This window comes from Microbispora siamensis, from assembly GCF_016863095.1.
Taxonomy (GTDB): domain Bacteria; phylum Actinomycetota; class Actinomycetes; order Streptosporangiales; family Streptosporangiaceae; genus Microbispora; species Microbispora siamensis.
In genome coordinates this window covers 1-15,596 of record NZ_BOOF01000068.1, presented here as the reverse complement: position 1 = coordinate 15,596, position 15,596 = coordinate 1, and the positions used below count along the sequence as shown (strand labels likewise).

16 protein-coding genes and 1 pseudogene are annotated in these 15,596 nt (G+C 70.0%); 8 read left to right on the top strand and 9 right to left on the bottom strand.

All coding sequences use genetic code 11. The features are described from left to right. Window positions 1-18: 18 nt before the first annotated feature. The 3 genes and pseudogenes from Msi02_RS43720 to Msi02_RS39610 form a co-directional block, all read right to left on the bottom strand. Window positions 19-662, bottom strand: a pseudogene (locus tag Msi02_RS43720) (DUF4158 domain-containing protein). Window positions 663-787: 125 nt separating this feature from the next. Further along, window positions 788-1,429: a response regulator gene (locus Msi02_RS39615; RefSeq protein ID WP_204052884.1), complete on the bottom strand. Its 642-nt coding sequence runs from the start codon at window positions 1,427-1,429 to the stop codon at window positions 788-790. Next, window positions 1,426-3,342 carry a sensor histidine kinase gene (locus Msi02_RS39610; RefSeq protein WP_204052883.1) on the bottom strand — a complete coding sequence of 639 codons (1,917 nt, stop codon included), beginning with the start codon at window positions 3,340-3,342 and terminating at the stop codon, window positions 1,426-1,428. The genes Msi02_RS39615 and Msi02_RS39610 overlap by 4 nt, the downstream gene beginning before the upstream one ends. A 136-nt stretch (window positions 3,343-3,478) precedes the next feature. Between Msi02_RS39610 and Msi02_RS39605 the strand changes: the two genes are divergently transcribed. Both Msi02_RS39605 and Msi02_RS39600 read left to right on the top strand, forming a co-directional pair. Then, the gene (locus Msi02_RS39605) at window positions 3,479-3,943 is read left to right on the top strand and encodes a hypothetical protein (protein WP_204052882.1); all 465 of its coding nucleotides are present in this window, start codon (window positions 3,479-3,481) and stop codon (window positions 3,941-3,943) included. A gap of 190 nt (window positions 3,944-4,133) precedes the next feature. Beyond that, the gene (locus Msi02_RS39600) at window positions 4,134-4,973 is read left to right on the top strand and encodes a hypothetical protein (RefSeq protein ID WP_204052881.1); all 840 of its coding nucleotides are present in this window, start codon (window positions 4,134-4,136) and stop codon (window positions 4,971-4,973) included. A gap of 242 nt (window positions 4,974-5,215) precedes the next feature. Here Msi02_RS39600 and Msi02_RS39595 read toward each other — a convergent pair whose 3' ends face one another. Continuing rightward, entirely contained in the window at window positions 5,216-5,689 is a 474-nt protein-coding gene (locus Msi02_RS39595) for a MarR family winged helix-turn-helix transcriptional regulator (protein ID WP_204052880.1), read from the bottom strand. 112 nt (window positions 5,690-5,801) lie between these two features. On the opposite strand from Msi02_RS39595, the gene Msi02_RS39590 reads away from it, so the two are divergent. Next, the gene (locus Msi02_RS39590) at window positions 5,802-6,908 is read left to right on the top strand and encodes an epoxide hydrolase family protein (protein WP_204052879.1); all 1,107 of its coding nucleotides are present in this window, start codon (window positions 5,802-5,804) and stop codon (window positions 6,906-6,908) included. Window positions 6,909-6,968: 60 nt separating this feature from the next. Next, on the top strand, window positions 6,969-7,400 hold the full coding sequence (locus Msi02_RS39585; RefSeq protein ID WP_204052878.1) for a nuclear transport factor 2 family protein: 432 nt from the start codon (window positions 6,969-6,971) through the stop codon (window positions 7,398-7,400). Window positions 7,401-7,922: 522 nt separating this feature from the next. On the opposite strand, the gene Msi02_RS39580 is transcribed toward Msi02_RS39585, so the two are convergent. Both Msi02_RS39580 and Msi02_RS39575 read right to left on the bottom strand, forming a co-directional pair. After that, a complete protein-coding gene (locus tag Msi02_RS39580; RefSeq protein WP_204052877.1) occupies window positions 7,923-8,906 on the bottom strand; it encodes an alpha/beta hydrolase in 984 nt (327 codons plus the stop codon). Window positions 8,907-9,028: 122 nt separating this feature from the next. Then, complete coding sequence (locus Msi02_RS39575; RefSeq protein WP_204052876.1) at window positions 9,029-9,952, bottom strand: SDR family oxidoreductase; 924 nt, start codon at window positions 9,950-9,952, stop codon at window positions 9,029-9,031. Between the two features lie 140 nt (window positions 9,953-10,092). On the opposite strand from Msi02_RS39575, the gene Msi02_RS39570 reads away from it, so the two are divergent. Further along, entirely contained in the window at window positions 10,093-10,707 is a 615-nt protein-coding gene (locus Msi02_RS39570) for a TetR/AcrR family transcriptional regulator (RefSeq protein WP_204052875.1), read from the top strand. 33 nt (window positions 10,708-10,740) lie between these two features. Here Msi02_RS39570 and Msi02_RS39565 read toward each other — a convergent pair whose 3' ends face one another. Both Msi02_RS39565 and Msi02_RS39560 read right to left on the bottom strand, forming a co-directional pair. Beyond that, window positions 10,741-11,031 (bottom strand): hypothetical protein, encoded by a 291-nt coding sequence (locus Msi02_RS39565; RefSeq protein ID WP_204052874.1) that lies wholly within the window; start codon window positions 11,029-11,031, stop codon window positions 10,741-10,743. Between the two features lie 339 nt (window positions 11,032-11,370). Further along, window positions 11,371-11,709 (bottom strand): hypothetical protein, encoded by a 339-nt coding sequence (locus tag Msi02_RS39560; RefSeq protein WP_204052873.1) that lies wholly within the window; start codon window positions 11,707-11,709, stop codon window positions 11,371-11,373. Window positions 11,710-11,732: 23 nt separating this feature from the next. Between Msi02_RS39560 and Msi02_RS39555 the strand changes: the two genes are divergently transcribed. The 3 genes from Msi02_RS39555 (at window position 11,733) to Msi02_RS39545 (ending at window position 14,299) form a co-directional block, all read left to right on the top strand. Further along, window positions 11,733-12,080: a hypothetical protein gene (locus Msi02_RS39555; RefSeq protein ID WP_204052872.1), complete on the top strand. Its 348-nt coding sequence runs from the start codon at window positions 11,733-11,735 to the stop codon at window positions 12,078-12,080. 573 nt (window positions 12,081-12,653) lie between these two features. Next, window positions 12,654-13,703 carry a PASTA domain-containing protein gene (locus Msi02_RS39550; protein ID WP_204052871.1) on the top strand — a complete coding sequence of 350 codons (1,050 nt, stop codon included), beginning with the start codon at window positions 12,654-12,656 and terminating at the stop codon, window positions 13,701-13,703. Further along, entirely contained in the window at window positions 13,700-14,299 is a 600-nt protein-coding gene (locus tag Msi02_RS39545) for a hypothetical protein (protein WP_079313981.1), read from the top strand. The genes Msi02_RS39550 and Msi02_RS39545 overlap by 4 nt, the downstream gene beginning before the upstream one ends. A 539-nt stretch (window positions 14,300-14,838) precedes the next feature. Here the strand turns inward: Msi02_RS39545 and Msi02_RS39540 are convergent. Continuing rightward, entirely contained in the window at window positions 14,839-15,381 is a 543-nt protein-coding gene (locus Msi02_RS39540) for a hypothetical protein (protein ID WP_204052870.1), read from the bottom strand. Between the last annotated feature and the right edge of the window lie 215 nt (window positions 15,382-15,596).

Genomic DNA, 15,596 nt, shown 5'->3' with positions numbered 1-15,596 from the left:
TCGGTCTGGCGACGAGGTTCAAGGTCCCGCAGCGTCGGGGCCTTGGACGCCATCCCGTACCGCGCCAGCGCCGCCAGCTTCACCGCCGGAACCGGCTCGACCTCCACCCGCCCCGCACCCAGCCCGGCGATCTCGGCGACCCGGTCCAGCTCCCCGCACCAGCACGCGGCCCGACGCCTTCACCGGCGACGTCCGCAGCCGCTCCAGCTCCGACACCCGCCGATCCTCCGGGACCTTCAGCAGGCCCCGCAGCGCCACGGCGGTCTCGGCTGGCGTCCGCTCGGCCAGCAGCCCGTACGGGCGGGCGTTCTCCTCCCGGCGTACCTCGCCCACCAGCCGCGTCAGCACCGTGATGCCCGGCAGCTCACGGATCTCCCAGGCGTGCTCGTACACCGTCTGCGCACGCCGTCCGTAATCGGCGAACTCCTCCGGATCGACGCCGAGCTGCTCAGCGACGAACCCCACCACCCTGACCGGAACCGCCGTGGGTTCTCGGTCAGGAACACCCCCAGCATCCGCACCGTGCCCCACTGCACCGCCCAGCCCAGCTTCGTCGCCGGCCGCCGCCGCTTGGCCACCTGCTCCAGCTCCGCCACCGACGGCTCCTGCGGGAACCTCCCATAGCGGGCGACCTGCTCATCAGAGAGAAATTCGAACGGCATGCCCGCGGAACGTACGGCCCCTCGCCAGGCCAAACCCGCCCCGTCACCGAACCGAAACGAAGATCAGCTCCCTACCGCTAATTCCTGCACCCAGCCTCCTCGCGGGCCCATGCGCTCGAATCTCGTCAGGGGTCGCCCAGGCCGGCCCGGCGAGCTTGGATGATCGCGGCGGCACGGTCGGGGGCCTGGAGTTTGGCAAGGATGTTGGAGATGTGGTTGGCGACCGTCTTGGGGCTGAGGACCAGGTGGCGGGCGATCCGGCCATTGGGCCAGCCGTTGGCGACGAGGGCCAGGATTTCCCGCTCCCGCTCAGTCAGCTGGGGGAAGGGCCCGTTCTGGGGCTGCGGGCCGGTGAAGGTGCGCAGGACGCGGTGCGCGACGTCTTGGCCGAAGACGGCGTCCCCGCGGGCCACGGCTTCGATGGTGCGGACGACGTCGGCCTGCTGAGCGCCCTTGAGCAGGTAGCCGCGGGCGCCGGCGCGCAGGGCGGTGAAGACGAACTCGTCCTCGCCGTACATGGTCAGCATGACGATCGCCGTTGACGGGCGGCGAGCCGTGATGCGGCGGGTGGCCTCGACGCCGCCGATCCCCGGCATCTCGATATCCATGAGGACGACGTCGGGCGCCAGTTCCTCGGCGAGGGTGACCGCTTGTTCCCCGCACGTCGCCTCCCCGACGACCTCGATGTCGTCCACCGAGTCGAGCAGGACGGTCAGACCGTCCAGCACGATGCGGTGATCGTCCACGACGAGGACACGGACTGTCACAGGGCACCCGCCAGGTTGAGGGGAAGTTCGACGCGGACCCGCCCGCCCGAGTTGGTCGGACCGGCCGTGTATGTGCCGCCGAGCGCGGTGGCGCGCTCGCGCATCGAGGTCAGGCCGACGCCGGGCGTCCAGCTGTCGCGGTGGAGACCGTCGTCGCAGATCTCCAGTGTGAGCCGTCCGTCGCAGCCGATCTCGACCGAGCAGGACGCGGCTCCCGCATGCCGGGTCACGTTGGTCACGGCCTCGGTGATGATGCGGTAGGCGGCGATCTCCACGGCGGCCGGGAGAGCCGGCAGCTCCTTCGGCGCTCGCAGGCTGACAGGTACCGCGGAGTGCCGCAGGTACTCGCGCAGGGCGCCGAACAGGCCGAGCTCGTCCAGGACGGGCGGGCGCAGCGCGTACACCAGGCGGCGCAGGTCGTCCAGCGCGGCGGTCAGGTCCTGGCGGACCGCCGCGAGAACCGTCGTGGCCTTGGCGGCGTCCCGCACCAGCAGGTTCGCCACCGCGTCCACCTTGGTGGCCGCCGCGGTGAGCACCGGGCCGAGGCCGTCGTGGAGATCGTGTCGCAGGCGGCGTCGCTCCTCCTCGGCCGCGTGGACGATCCGTTCGCGTGAGCGCATCAGCTCCTCGGTCAGCAGGACATTCCTCGCCGCGACCGCGACCTGGCGCGCGATGTCGGCCATCAGCCGGGTTTCCCGCAGGTCGAGCGCGTTCTGCCCCGGCCGCGGGCCGATGACGAGCGCGCCGATCCTGTCGCCCTGATGGACGAGGGGGAACCGGACCACGGGCCCGTCCGCCGGGGGCCCGAACCGCCGCGACCTCTGCAGTTCGACCGCCGCCAACGGGAGCTTGAGCGCGCCTGCGATGGCCTCGAGCAGGTCGGGGAGCATCTGCTCCGCGCTGCCTGAGGTCTCCAGCCGGGCGCCGATACGGCCGATCACGGCGTACGGGTCGTCGCGCTCGCCGTACAGGAAGCGGTTGACCAGCCGCTGGAACCGCTCGCGTGCCGGGGCCAGGCTGAAGGCCGCGCCGATCGCGGCCGCGATCGTCCACGGACCACCGGCCCGCTGCCCGGCCAGGGCCAGTACGGCGATGCCCGCCCCGTACACGGCCGCGACGAACGAGGTGAGCAACGTGTAGACGAGCGCCCGGTTGAGCACGACGTCCAGGCCGTAGACCTGATTGCGCAGCACGACGGCCACCACGACGATCAGGACCACGATCGTCCCGGCCGTGCTGATCAGCTCTCCGGCGGGCAGCGCGACGATCAGCGGGGTGAGCAGGATGCTGCAGAGGTTGACGACGGCCAGCCAGCGCAGGACCTGCCGCTCCTGGCCGCGGGCACGCACCCAGCGCACGACGATCACGATCGAGGCGAGCACCATGGCCGCCGCGAAGAACCCGACCGGCTGCATCGCGGGCAGCAGGCCGACGTCCAGCGGATTGACAAGCCCGGCCGGCATCGATGGGTCGAACGGCGCGAAGATCCCGTACAACCAGCCGCACGCGCCCAGGGCGATACTCGCGGCGGCCAGCCACCCGATCCGGCCGCGAGGGAACCGGCCGTCGGGGAACAGCGCGTACGTGAGGGTGAAGACGATCACTTCCAGCGGCCCCAACACGACGCTGAGCAGCGCCACCCACGAAGCGCCGGGCAAGCCGTGAACGGCGGCATACAGCGACCACTCCTGAGCGGCCAAACCGGCGCCGTAACCGAAGGCGGCCGTAAGGGCCAGCCAGCCGATCAGCACCTGAGGGCGGCGCGAGGCCAGCAGCCATCCGGCGAACCCGTAGGCCACGGCCAGGACGATCTGTCCCCAGGACGCCAGGCCGTCTCCGTAGCCGGGGAGCAGTGCGGCGGCGACGACGGTCGTCACAGCCACCAACGCCGCCGCGGCACGGGACCATCTCACGCCTGAATTGTGCATCAGCCGCGTTCCCGTGTGACCCGGGAGATTCTCCCGGGTCACACGGGAAACGGGCCTCGTCACGAGGGGAAAAGACCAGGCGCACGATCGCAGGCATCCACTCGATCCCTTGGGAGGGCAGATGCGTTCTCTGATCGTTGCCGGTGTCGCGGGTGTGCTGACCCTCGGCCTGGTCGGCACCGCCTCGGCCGAATCGTCCACGACCTTGCGCTACTTCGAGAAGCAGAACCAGTTCACCTACACCCCCGCCGGCGGCAAACCGACCCACACCCCGCCGAACGGCCCGGTCAAGCCGGGCGATCGCATCGAACTGGCCGGTGACCTGTACGCGGGCGACCACAAGCACCACAGCAGGAAGCCGATCGGCTCCGACCACACGATCTGCGTCTTCGACGCGCAGGCCAAGCCGCATTGTGACGCCCAGGCCGCGATCGGCGGCTCGATGCTGTTCATCTCCAGCCAGGGCGGTGAGGGCGACTTCACCTCGAAGATCACCGGAGGGACGGGTCGGTTCTTCGGCGCCCGCGGCACCGTCCTGACCCACCCGGTCAACGACAACTCCGACATCACCGTCCGGCTGCGATAGTCAAGACGATCACCAGCCGCCCACCAGGAGCATTGCCGGCCGCCCTGGTGGGCGACCGCCGGGCGCTGTTCCCATCGGAACTGACCACCAGCCCTTGCAAGGGGTAGCCTGCGGCTCAGGTGGCGACTCACTTCGACGAACGGTGGACGGGCACGCTCCGCGCCGCCGATCATGACCTCAAGGACCAGCCGTGACGACCTTCCCCCCGCCCTGCCGTCTGTATGTGCTCCTGGCCACCGCCGCGCCTACGGCCCTGATCATGCGTCGCGGACCGTCGGCATGGTGGCACCTGCTGGAATGGGATCTGCAGGCCGGCGAGGTGAGACACGGCGCGTGGCTTCGGGGAACGCTCTACCCCCGCCGATGCGACATATCGCCAGACGGGAAACTGCTCGGGTACTTCGCGCTCGGCGACGGCCAGTCCCCATGGGATACCTACTTCGCCGTGTCGAAGACGCCGTGGCTCACCGCGCTCGCCGCCTGGCACACCCATGGCACCTGGACCGCCGGCTGCAGGTTCGCGACCGACAACAGCCTGACGATCTCCGCGTCCATGGACAAACGGCCCTTCCATGGCAGTTATCCGTACGGCGCGACCGTCGAAGACCTCAGCTTCGATTGGACCCGCCGAGACCTCCAGAACGAGTACAAACGCGGGTGGCGCCCCTTCTCGGGCGAAGTCGAGCGGATACCGGCCGGCTTGCGCGAAGCCGTACTCCTCCAACGAGTTCAGCCGGGAGGCGAGCGTGCCTTGGTGCTTGCCCACACCGGGACCGATTTCCAGCGGTACGGGATCGAGGGCGCGCAAATCAGCTACCTACGCGAGGACGACGACGGCGAGATCACACCGCTGCCCGAGGCGGCCTGGGCCGACTGGGACCGCAAGGGGCGGCTGCTCATGGCCACGTATGAAGGCGCGGTCAAGATCATCGAATGGCGGTCCGGCATCTGGGCGGAGACATGGTCCCACGATCTGCGTCACTTGATGCCTGCCCCGGCACCGTCCCCTTCCTGGGCCCAGGCATGGTGACCGCCGCCTGCGCGACCGGCCACGCCCGCTGAACTCGGCGCGTCCACTCGGCGCGCACGCCGATCACCACCAGGACGTAGTCCACGTTCGACAGGTCACGCGCGGCGAAGGCGCTGCGAGCCCCTTCCCGGGACGATCTCGTCGATCAGTGAGGAGGAAACCGGGGCGCCCGCCATGCGGCGGTCGCCGTCATTCGACTCCTGTCAAGTGGGCCGGGGCCTTGGTCGCCAGCGCGTTTCCGGTCAGCTCCACGGCTCCTCGGGAGTGCCGGTTCGTCCGTTGTGGTGCGTCAACAGTTTGGACAGCAGCTCGGTCAACCGCTGTCGCTCCTCGGGCGACAGTGGAGCCAGCAGTTCGTCCTGACATTCGGCCAGCCGCTTCTCCAGTCGCCGCAGCTGCCGCTTGCCCGCCGAGGTGAGCGAGATGATGTTGCGCCGCCGGTCGGAGGGGTCCGGGGCGCGCTCGACCAGCCCGCGATCGGCGAGTTCGTTGACCGTCGCGACCATGTCGCTGAGATGGATGCCGCTGCGGCGGCCCAGCGCGGCCTGGCTGGCCGGGCCGTACTCCTCCAGTGTCGCCAGCAGACGGTAGTGGTAGCCGCGAGCACCGACGGACGAGAACCCGTCGCCCACCAGGCGGTGCGCGTGGTTGGCGGTCTGGCCGAGCAGCCAGCTGGGCAGGCCCTCCCATCGGGCGGGCGTCTCCTCGGTCTCCATGCGAGAAGTCTAACGAATCGTTTGGCGCACTAATGATGTGCTACCGTTCGGCGAGTAAACGTTAGCCCCCCGAATGTTCGGCAACCGAATGATCCTCCCTGGAGCCGAGACCATGATCAAGCCCTTCCGCATCGACATTCCCCAGGCCGACCTCGACGACCTGGCCGACCGGCTCGCCCGCACTCGCTGGCCCAACGAGGTCGCCGACGCCGGGTGGGACTACGGCTTCCCGCTGGCGCGGCTCAAGGAGCTCGCCGAACACTGGCGGACCGGGTACGACTGGCGCGAGCGCGAGGCCGAGCTCAACGAGCTCCCGCACTTCACCACGGAGATCGAGGGCCAGAACATCCACTTCGTCCACGTCCGGTCCGCCAAGCCGGACGCGCTCGCACTGATCCTCACCCACGGCTGGCCCGGCTCGTTCCTGGAGTTCCTCGACGTCATCGAGCCGCTGTCACGTGACTTCCATCTGGTGGTCCCCTCCATCCCGGGGTACGGCTTCTCCGGGCCGACCCACGAGCGCGGCTGGGACATCGTCCGGGTGGCGCGGGCCTGGGCCGAGCTGATGCGCCGTCTCGGATACGAGCGCTACGGTGCGCAGGGCGGCGACTTCGGCGCCGGCATCTCCCTGGCGCTCGGCGCGGTGGCACCCGAGCAGGTCGTCGGTGTGCACGTCAACTACCTCCCGACCCGGCCGGTCCCGGACGCCGGCATCGAGCTGTCCGAAACGGACGAGGCCCGGCTGGACAAGGTCCGGCAACTGATGGCGAACCGCCCGCCGTACCAGGCACTGCAGGCCCTCACCCCCCAGACCATCGGCTACGCGCTGACCGACTCACCGGTCGGCCAGCTGGTCTGGATCGCCGAGCGCTTCGCGCAGTGGACCGACCCCCGCTCGTACATCAGCGACGACCGGCTGCTCACCGACGTCTCGCTGTACTGGCTGACCGCCACCGCGGCCTCCTCGGCACGGCTGCACCACGACGCCCCGCGGGGGAGTGAGCCGTGCCCGGTACCGGTCGGCGTGGCGGTGTTCCCGCACGACATCACGCAGTCGGTGCGGCCGCTGGCCGAGCGGCTGTACGACATCAGGCACTGGTCGGAGTTCGAGCGCGGCGGCCACTTCGCCGCGATGGAGGTGCCGGGCCTGTTCGCCGAGGATGTCCGGGACTTCTTCCTCACCAGCCTCAAGCTCGCCGATCAGGACGCCGCCCACTAGGTGCCAATGGCCACCGAGAACTGCTCACGAGTGGCCGGCTCTGACTATTTGGAGATCGTCATGACTGCTACTGAAACCTTGATCCGCGTCCTTGCCGACCGCGCCGAACTGGCCGACCTGGTCGCCCGTCACAGCCTGTGGGTCGACGAGGGCCGCTACGACGAGACCGACCGGCTCTTCACCGAGGACGTCGTCGTCAAGTCCCCCCGTGGGGAGGCTCACGGCATCAAGGAACTCATCCAGCTTGTGAGCGCGCATCGCGTGTACGCCCGTACTCTGCACATCAAGGCCAACCTCGTCATCGAGGTCGACGGCGAGACCGCCACGGTGCGGGCCCACGACGTCGCCGTCTTCGTCCTCGACGACAAGACGGAGGCCATCGCGGCCGGGATCCTCCGCTACGGAGCACGCCGTACCGAGACCGGCTGGCGCTTCGACCGCCTCGAAATCAGTCCGATCGCCGTGACCGAAGCCCTCGACCGGGCCCTTTAGGGTGTGCAACTGACGGGCCGGGTCACGCCTGGGTTGTCTTCTGTCTGCGCTGCCACGTCGCGTTCTTCCCGGAAGGGGTGCCGCAGGTGGGATCGGGCCCCGGCGGGTTCGTCCCCATGGAGGGTCCCCATGGAGGGGTCCCCTCGGCGCCGCAACCATCGGCTCGGAACTCCGCGGCCCGCAGTTCGCCTGCCACATGGCCGGCGACGACCCGGCGTTCCTCTGCGGGTGGCTGGCGGGGGAGGGGCGCCACCACCCGACGGTGATGTTGGGGTTCAGGAGGTGGGGGAGGTCTCGAGGTGGCCCTGGTCGAGGTCGCCGATGAGGTCGGACCTGGTGGGGTTACGGTTCGTGAGGGCCGGGTTCGGGTGCTCGATGTCGGGTTGTGGGGCCAGAGCATGGGGCCGACGCCGAGGAAGCCGAAGTGGGTGCCGGCTTCCTCGGCGGGTTATCGGCTGTCAGCACGCCCGTGTGGCGGCCTGCCGGCCGTCACCGCGCGGCCGGACCGCCCGAACCGGACGCTCAGGGCTGACGGGCACTGAACTGGCGGCGCAGGTATCCGTACCAGGCGTGGACGTACGCGGCACTGACCGCGGCTTCGGGGGCGAAGAGGTCCCAGGCGTGGTAGGCGCCGGGGTACAGGTGCAGTTCGACGGGCACACCGCTGGCCTGGAGCCGCGTCGCGTAGCTCAGGTCCTCGTCGCGGAAGACGTCGAGTTCGGCGGCCGCGATGAAGGTGGGCGGCAGGCCGGTGAGGTCCGTCGCGCGCGCGGGTGCGCTGTACGGAGGCACCTCGTCGGAGCCGGCGCGGTCCCCGAGGATCAGGTTCCAGGCCAGGATGTTGGTCGCGCGGTCCCAGATGCCGATGTCGGTGACCTCGTGACTGGACGCGGTGGTGTTGCGGTCATCGAGCATCGGGTAGCTCAGCGCCTGGAACAGCGGCGCCGGCTCGCTCTGGTCGCGGATCATGAGCGCGGTGGCTGCGGCGATACCACCGCCGCCGCTTTGCCCGGCCAGGGCGACGCGGTCCTCGTCGATGCCGAGCGCGGCTGCCTGACTGCGAAGCCAGCGATAGGCGAGCAGGCCGTCCTCGGCGGCGGCCGGGGCGGGAGCCTCCGGTGCGAGCCGGTAGTCGACGGAGGCGACGATGCAGCCGACCTCCAGGACCAGGTGCTTGAGGGTGGGATCGTCCTGGGCCGCGTACCCGAGGACCTGCCCGCCGCCGTGGAACCAGAGCAGCACCGGAAGCGGCCCGGCTGCCTCGGCGGGCCGCAGCAGCCGGATGGCGAGGGTGGATCCGTCCGAGCGGGGCGCCTGGACCTCTTCGACCGACACGGACGGCTCATCCGGTATCTGGGCCGCGATCGCCTCGGCGAAGGCGCGGACGCCGGCGCGCGTGCCCTCCAGGTCGCTGAGGTCGAACACCCCAGCCTCCGTCATCGGCACAGCCTTCAGGACCTCGGCGAGTTCCGGGTCGAGCCGCTCGTGCGCGTTCTTGGTGCTCATGTCGTTCGTCTCCTTCCGGCTGCACAGCAGCCGGTCGTACAGGGGGATGGCGGGTCGTTCGGGCCGGTTCCACCGAGCCGTCTGGATGGGCGCGGTGACCGGACCGGGATGGAGAAGAGGCCTCAGCGCGCGGCGGTGGCGCCGGTGTCGAAGTAGTGGCCCTGGCCGAGGTCGTCGACAAGGCCCGGCTGGACAGGCTTCCAGCCCAGGAGGTCCCGGGTCAGCGTGCTCGAGGACGGGTTGTCGGCCTGGGCGTGGGCGCTCAGGAAGCCGAAGTGGGCCTCGGCCTCGGTCGGCGCGATGCTGACCATGGGCAGGTTCAGCCCGCGGCCGATGCCCTCGGCGATCTGCCGGAAGGTGATCCCCTCGTCATCGACGGCGTGCAGCCGTGACCCCGCCGGCGCGGATTCCAGCGCCAGCCGGTACAGGCGTGCCGCATCCAGCGTGTGCACGGCGGGCCACCGGTTGGCCCCGTCGCCGACGTAGGCGGAGACACCCTTAGAGCGGGCGATGGAGATGAAGGTCGGGATGAAGCCGTTGTGGTCGAGCGAGCTGTGCACGGTCGGAGGGAGCCGGACGACGGACGACCGGATGCCGCGCTCGGCAAGTGCGACCACCGCGTTCTCGGCGTCGATCCGCGGTCCTGCGTCGAGCACGTCGGCCTCGGTGAGCAAGCCCTGCAGTCCCGCGAGGGCGAACAGCGCGGTTCCCGACGTGGTCACCAACGGCTTGCCGGTGCCGGCGAGCGCGTCCCCGAGCGCCTCGATGGCGCGCAGATCCGCCGCAACCGCGCCGTCGAAGTCGCCGGCGAACATGGCGTCGTGCTTGAAGGCCAGGTGAATGACACCGTCGGCCGCGGCGGCGGCCGCGGCGAGACCGTCGAGATCGTCGAGATCGCCTCGGTGCACCTCGGCGCCGGCAGCCCTCAACGCGGCGGCGGACTTGTCCGAGCGAGCCAGCCCGACGACCTGGTGTCCCGCTTCGAGGAGTTCGGGGACGACGGCGGAGCCGAGATGTCCGGAGGCTCCGGTGACGAATACGCGCATGGCGTGCGCCTTCCTGCTGCGGGCTCCCGACCAGGGGGCAGAGAGCCGTGATGTCAGTTCGTGACATCACCGTAGCACCCATGTCAGCCTCTGTCATCACTCTGATGTCAGATTCTGTCATCGGTCTGTAGGATCGGAGCATGAGCCGATGGAAACCCGACGCACGAGGCCGCCTGGAGAAGGCGGCGCTGGAGCTCTACAACGACAAGGGCTTCGACGCCACCACCGTGGCGGAGATCGCCGCCCGGGCCGAGGTCACCGAACGCACCTTCTACCGGCACTTCGTCGACAAACGGGAAGTCCTCTTCCAGACCAACGCCCTCGCTGACGTCCTCGCGCACGCCACGGCCACCGCCGCCCCTCTGGCGCCACTGGAGGTGATCATCCACGCCCTGACCGAAGCCGCTCCGGTCTTCGAAGAACGCGCCGAACTGGTACGGCAGCGCCAAGCCGTCATCGCCGCCAATCCCGAACTGCAGGAACGTGAACTGGCCAAACTGGCCTCACTCGTCTCCACCCTCGCCCACGCGCTTCGGGAACGCGGTCTGGATTCCACCACCGCAGCGCTCGCGGCCGAAATCGGGATCGCCGCGTTCAAGGTCGCCTTCGACCGCTGGATCAACGACCCCGACCAGCACACCCTCGCCCAGCACATTCGGGAAACCCTGGACGCCACCAGGCACCTCACCGCGCCCGCCGAACATGCCGCCGCGACCGACGACGGGAGCCTCCCAGGCCAGGAGAACGTGGCATGAATGCGGTGGGCACCCCGAGCAAGGGGCCCGCGGCTAACCACCCTCTCCGTCGCCCGTCTCGTCGTCTCTGTACGGGTCGCGCAGCCGCCGCAGGCCCGGCGCCGGCGGCCGGGTGAAGGCATAGCGGCCGAGGAAGTTGATGTGGTCGTACTGGAGCGGGGACAGCCGGGCGAGCAACTCGTCGAACAGGGCATGGAGCAGTTCCGTGTCGCGGTCCTCGGCGCCGACCCCGACCGCTTCCCTGCCCTGGCCCACTTCGCCCGCGAGATCCGCCCCCTCGGGGCCGACCGCCGCGTCGCATTCGACGAGATCCTCGCCGCCCACCTCGCCCAGATCGAGGCCACAATTCCCTGACGCGCCCTCTCGGCCTCCTGGTGGCGCTGCGGCGGACAGGCACGGTCGGATGAATCTGGGCGCGCGCTTCGCCTCGCGCCATTCGAAGCATGCTCGAAACGTGGCGGCGTGCGGGCGGCTCCGTCAGCACGGCGCAGGTCGCGTGCAGAGGCGATCGTGATACGGCCTTCCCGGAGCAGGTCACTGCGGAGCGGACCGGCGCCGGCGCGGGTGACGGTGCCGGCAGGGGCGATGATATGGAGCGGCTGGCGAGCCCTGGTCACGGCCACGTTGACGGTTTGCCGGGCCCGGCGGGGCCCGCTTTCCCCGCTATCCGAGGCGACGATAGCGCGGCCGCCTGACAGTCTGCGGCGGCCCGCGCGGCCAGGGGCGGTGCAGGTCCTCGGCGACCGCGCGCTGCGCCTGCTCGACCAGCTCGGCCACCTCGACGGCATCGAACGGCGGCGGCTCGGCGAGGTCGACGGCGATGGCCTGCTGCGCCTGCTCGACCGACTCGGCCAGGTCTGCCCGGTCGAGGGGGGCCGGCATGTCGGCGAGGTCTGCGGCGACGGCGGCCGTACACCGCGGCGCCGAGACGCTCGCCGCAGTGATCGCGAGCTCGGGCCGGGTGCGCTCGCCGACCTGGTCACCGCCGGCGATCCGGCCCATCCTTGGGGGTGGGAGGTGCCGACATGCTCTACCGGATCCTGGCGGACACGATCACGAGCTGGGTGGACGCGGACATCCCCCGTGACGACGGCGGCCGGGCCTCGGGCACGCGGCTGCGCGGGGCGTGGGCGTCGGGCGGTCCGTGCTCCTCGCTGGACGGGCTGCGCCTGCCGCCGCTGAACAACCGCCGGGTCAGGTTCTGGTACACCGAGGAGGGCTGGCGCGTGTACGGCCGGGCCCACTGGGCCGAGCTGCGCGAGGCGGGTCACACTGTACGGGTGATCCGCGTCAAGAACGCTCCCGGCTCCCGGGTGGCCTACCGCGACCGCTACCAGCTCGCCCTTCTTCCTCCGTCGCCGGGAAGGCGCTGACGACCGCCGCCGGATCCAGGCGAGGCGATCCCGCACCCGGTTCGGGGGGGGCGAAACCCCCTGGATCAGGGGGAAAACCCGCCCGGGCGTGCTGCCACTGCGCGTGATTCGTGCCCACGTTCTTATGCGTGTTCGTGCTCGGGTCACCGTGGCCCTGGCCACGCCGTACCTCTGGTTACGCTAACTGCTCTGAGCCTGGCTCGATGGAGCCGAAGTACGTGAACACCGGGGCATCAGCAGGGGGAGGGTCCCGGCGGCTGGGCGCCGGAACACGCCCCCGAGCACCTCATCGCCCGGGCGATCGCCGACGGCTCCGATAATTTTGCCTATATGCGCATTTCGGCCTGATTGCGGAAATCCGCACCCTCGGTCCGCTCATCGGACCAGGGAATTGCGCTCGCGCATATGAGTAGGGGGATACTTAGGCGAGCTGATCGCGATTCTTCGCAACGTTTCTTCGAGAAGCCCGTCACTCGGGAAGCCCGCCCCGTTCCCTTCGGACAACCCGGCGCGTCCCCGTCCGGGCGACCCCGACCCGTTCCCTTCGGACAACCTCGACTCGTTCCGGAGACGATGATGCCGGTACGCCTGATCGTGGCTCTCGCCATGGCCGCCGCGGCGTTCTGGGCCACGCCGGCGCAGGCCACGAGCTGCCCACCCCCGCCCAACGTGACCGGTCAGACGTACGAGCAGGCGTACGAGACGCTCCACGGCCATTTCGGCTATGGGGTCGTGACCGTGCCCGATCCCGCTCCTCCCGGGACGAGTTTCGTGAGCAGCGCGGAGACGGTGTCGTGCATCGAATTCAAAATCACGGGGGTCCGAATTTACCTGGAAGGGCAGGTGCCCGACCTGACCGGGATGACGCTGACCGCGGCCACCGCCGAAGCGGAGAAGGCCGGGTTCGGCGTGACCACCCGGCAGCCGGAGGCCACCGGTGAGTGGAAGGTCGCCCAGCAGACTCCCGCGCCCGGCGGGCGGCTCGCCTACGGGCAGGCCGTCAGCCTGCTCCTCGACGGCTCGACCGAGGTGCCTTACCTCATCGGCCGTACGGTCGACGAGGCGCGGCAGATGGCGGCGGACCGGGGGCTGACGCTCAGAGGAGCGGACGACGCGCGCGACAACCAGATCGTCGAGGACCAGAACCCTCCCGGCGGAGACGAGCTGACCATCGGCGATGCCATCGACGTCGTCCTGAGCGAAGTGTCCCCCGTGAGCCCGTCCGTGAGCCCACCTGTGAGTCCACCGGCGAGCCCGGACGACAGTCCCTCACCGAGTCCACCGGAGTCGCCGCGGTCGGAGGAGTCGCCCGAGGCGAGCCCTGAGGCGGTGCCGACGGTCGCACTCTCCGGCGAGGAGACGGGCTCTGACTTCGGTGTGCCGCCGGGGCTCGCCGTCGTCGTGGTCGCCGCCGCGCTCCTCGGCCTCGCCGGATGGAAGGCCCGGGGCGGCAGGCGCGCGCCTGACCGGGACCACGACCGCCGCCGGGAGGTGCGTCTCGTCTCCCGCGCCGACCCGTCCCCGAACGTGCGGATCCACGAGAGCCGCGACTCCCGCCCGGCCGTACGTCTTCACGTTGTCCCGGACCCAGGCCGGCAAGAGATCCGGGAAGGCCTGTCATGAACCTGACCATCAACCCGAATCCGGGCACGGCCGCCCTCGCGCTCTATGACAGCGCGCGTGGCGCGGTGGCGGCGGCGGCAAGCGTCGTCCGCGACCCCCAGGTGATGAGCACGATCTGCCGCGACGCCCCGGGCCTCGCCGGGCAACTCGTCGCTCAGCTGCCCGAGGCCGGCGCCGGCCTGCTCCACGGGATCACTCTCGGGACGGTCCTGGCGGCCGGATGGCAGAAGTCCCGCGAGCTGCGGGCCGCCGCGGTGCGCAGTCACGAGGAGGGCTTCCGTGGGAAGACCAACCAGGCCCGTCTGGCCGCGCACTCGATCACCTCGGAGCACCGCCCGTACGTCGAGGTCTACGCCGACGAGCGCAAAGTGCTCACGATCACGATCTCCGTCGACCTGACGTTCACGATCGGGCTGCTGTACGCGGGCATCCGCGACGGGCGGCTGGTGACCCTCCACCCCGGCGGGGACTGCGAGGTCGCCGTGAGCTGGGGAATGGAGGGATTCAAGATCGGCGAGAGGAAGATGCCGATTCGCATCCCAGCCGTCGCCGTTCCCCTCGGCGCCGGAATCCTGCTGGCCCGGCCACCCTTCTGACCGCGTCTCCGACCGGTTCAGCCCAGCATGGCGCGGACGACGGCGCCGGCGCCGGCCGTACGGGCGGCCTCCATGACGGCGGTCAGGTCGTCGTCGGCGGTTGTCGACTCGTCTTTGCCGATCATGCGGATGCCTCCGCGGTGGTGGGGCGCCGAGCGGCGGACACGCGCGCGAGCTCGTGGGGGCCGACGTTGCTGCGCCGGTCGGGAGGCGGGGTGCCCGTGACGATGCGGCTCATGTCGTCTTCTCCTGGTCGTCGGTTATCCGTCTGCGGCATCGGCGGTGCCAGGGGTGGGGTCGTCGGCGACGGGTAGGCGTCCCCCCGCCGCGGTTCGCCACGGGCCCTCGCCCCCGCCCTCGAACTGGAACAACTCGCCCTGATCTAAAGGACCTTCGATGGTTACGTGCTTCCACTGCCGCGAACCGCTCGACTAGTGTGGGCGCGCTCTACTGCAGGACACAGCCCGGCCCCGTTCGCGAGCCACGGGTGGGAGGAAGCCCTCTCGTGATCCGCGAGGCCCCACACGCTCGGACGGGGCTCACTCCACCCACTCGTCGCCCGAATAGAGGGTGCCGCCCTTCCAGATATAGCTGGCGGCGAAGGGGTCCCAGACGGAGACCTGTGCTTGCACCATTGTCCGGTACCAGCCAGGCCCACCACACAATGTGCTCCCATATGGCGACGTCTGGCCGGGCTCGTAGCTTGTATTCGCGCTGAGCCCGGTGGGGCCCCAGGCGTCCGAGCCCGTCGTTCCATACAGCGGACCTCTCCCTACACACCACTGCCACTTGGTTCCATTCCACCTCTGGACCTGTAGGTTGATCCTGGCGTTCATGACCTTCGGGGTGATGCAGTCCGCCTCGAGTGCGTAGGCCGTCCCCCACGCCTGGTACGCGGACCAAACACCGGGCGTGAGGTGGTCGATGCCTGCCGTGGCCTGGACGCAGTAGGAGGACCCCTGATACACCGTGACGTAGGTCCTTTGCGTGTATGCCTGGGCGGGTTGCGGCAGCGCGGTCATCAGCAGCAGCGCGAGGATGGTGGATAACGGGCCGAGGAACAGGGTGCCTCGTCGCGACATGGCGTCCTCCTTGCGGACCGAACACGGAGTCCACGTATCGCGTCGGCGACACGGCGATCGTCAGGACATGCGCGCAGTGGACCGATGGTGTGCAGGAGCATCGCTTCATTACCGGCGGGCCGATGCGGGAGGACACCCCTCTCCCTAAGTTGATCAGCGGCCGAGCAACTGTCAACCCGCTTTCACGCGGTTCGCCGGCCCCGCACACCCTGCTA

Coding starts and splice junctions, on each gene's coding strand:
- Msi02_RS39605 (WP_204052882.1), top strand. CDS start 3,479: ATGCGTTCTCTGATCGTTGCCGGTGTCGCGGGTGTGCTGACCCTCGGC.
- Msi02_RS39595 (WP_204052880.1), bottom strand. CDS start 5,689: ATGGAGACCGAGGAGACGCCCGCCCGATGGGAGGGCCTGCCCAGCTGG.
- Msi02_RS39590 (WP_204052879.1), top strand. CDS start 5,802: ATGATCAAGCCCTTCCGCATCGACATTCCCCAGGCCGACCTCGACGAC.
- Msi02_RS39585 (WP_204052878.1), top strand. CDS start 6,969: ATGACTGCTACTGAAACCTTGATCCGCGTCCTTGCCGACCGCGCCGAA.
- Msi02_RS39580 (WP_204052877.1), bottom strand. CDS start 8,906: ATGAGCACCAAGAACGCGCACGAGCGGCTCGACCCGGAACTCGCCGAG.
- Msi02_RS39575 (WP_204052876.1), bottom strand. CDS start 9,952: ATGCGCGTATTCGTCACCGGAGCCTCCGGACATCTCGGCTCCGCCGTC.
- Msi02_RS39570 (WP_204052875.1), top strand. CDS start 10,093: ATGAGCCGATGGAAACCCGACGCACGAGGCCGCCTGGAGAAGGCGGCG.
- Msi02_RS39560 (WP_204052873.1), bottom strand. CDS start 11,709: ATGGGCCGGATCGCCGGCGGTGACCAGGTCGGCGAGCGCACCCGGCCC.
- Msi02_RS39555 (WP_204052872.1), top strand. CDS start 11,733: ATGCTCTACCGGATCCTGGCGGACACGATCACGAGCTGGGTGGACGCG.
- Msi02_RS39550 (WP_204052871.1), top strand. CDS start 12,654: ATGATGCCGGTACGCCTGATCGTGGCTCTCGCCATGGCCGCCGCGGCG.
- Msi02_RS39545 (WP_079313981.1), top strand. CDS start 13,700: ATGAACCTGACCATCAACCCGAATCCGGGCACGGCCGCCCTCGCGCTC.
- Msi02_RS39540 (WP_204052870.1), bottom strand. CDS start 15,381: ATGTCGCGACGAGGCACCCTGTTCCTCGGCCCGTTATCCACCATCCTC.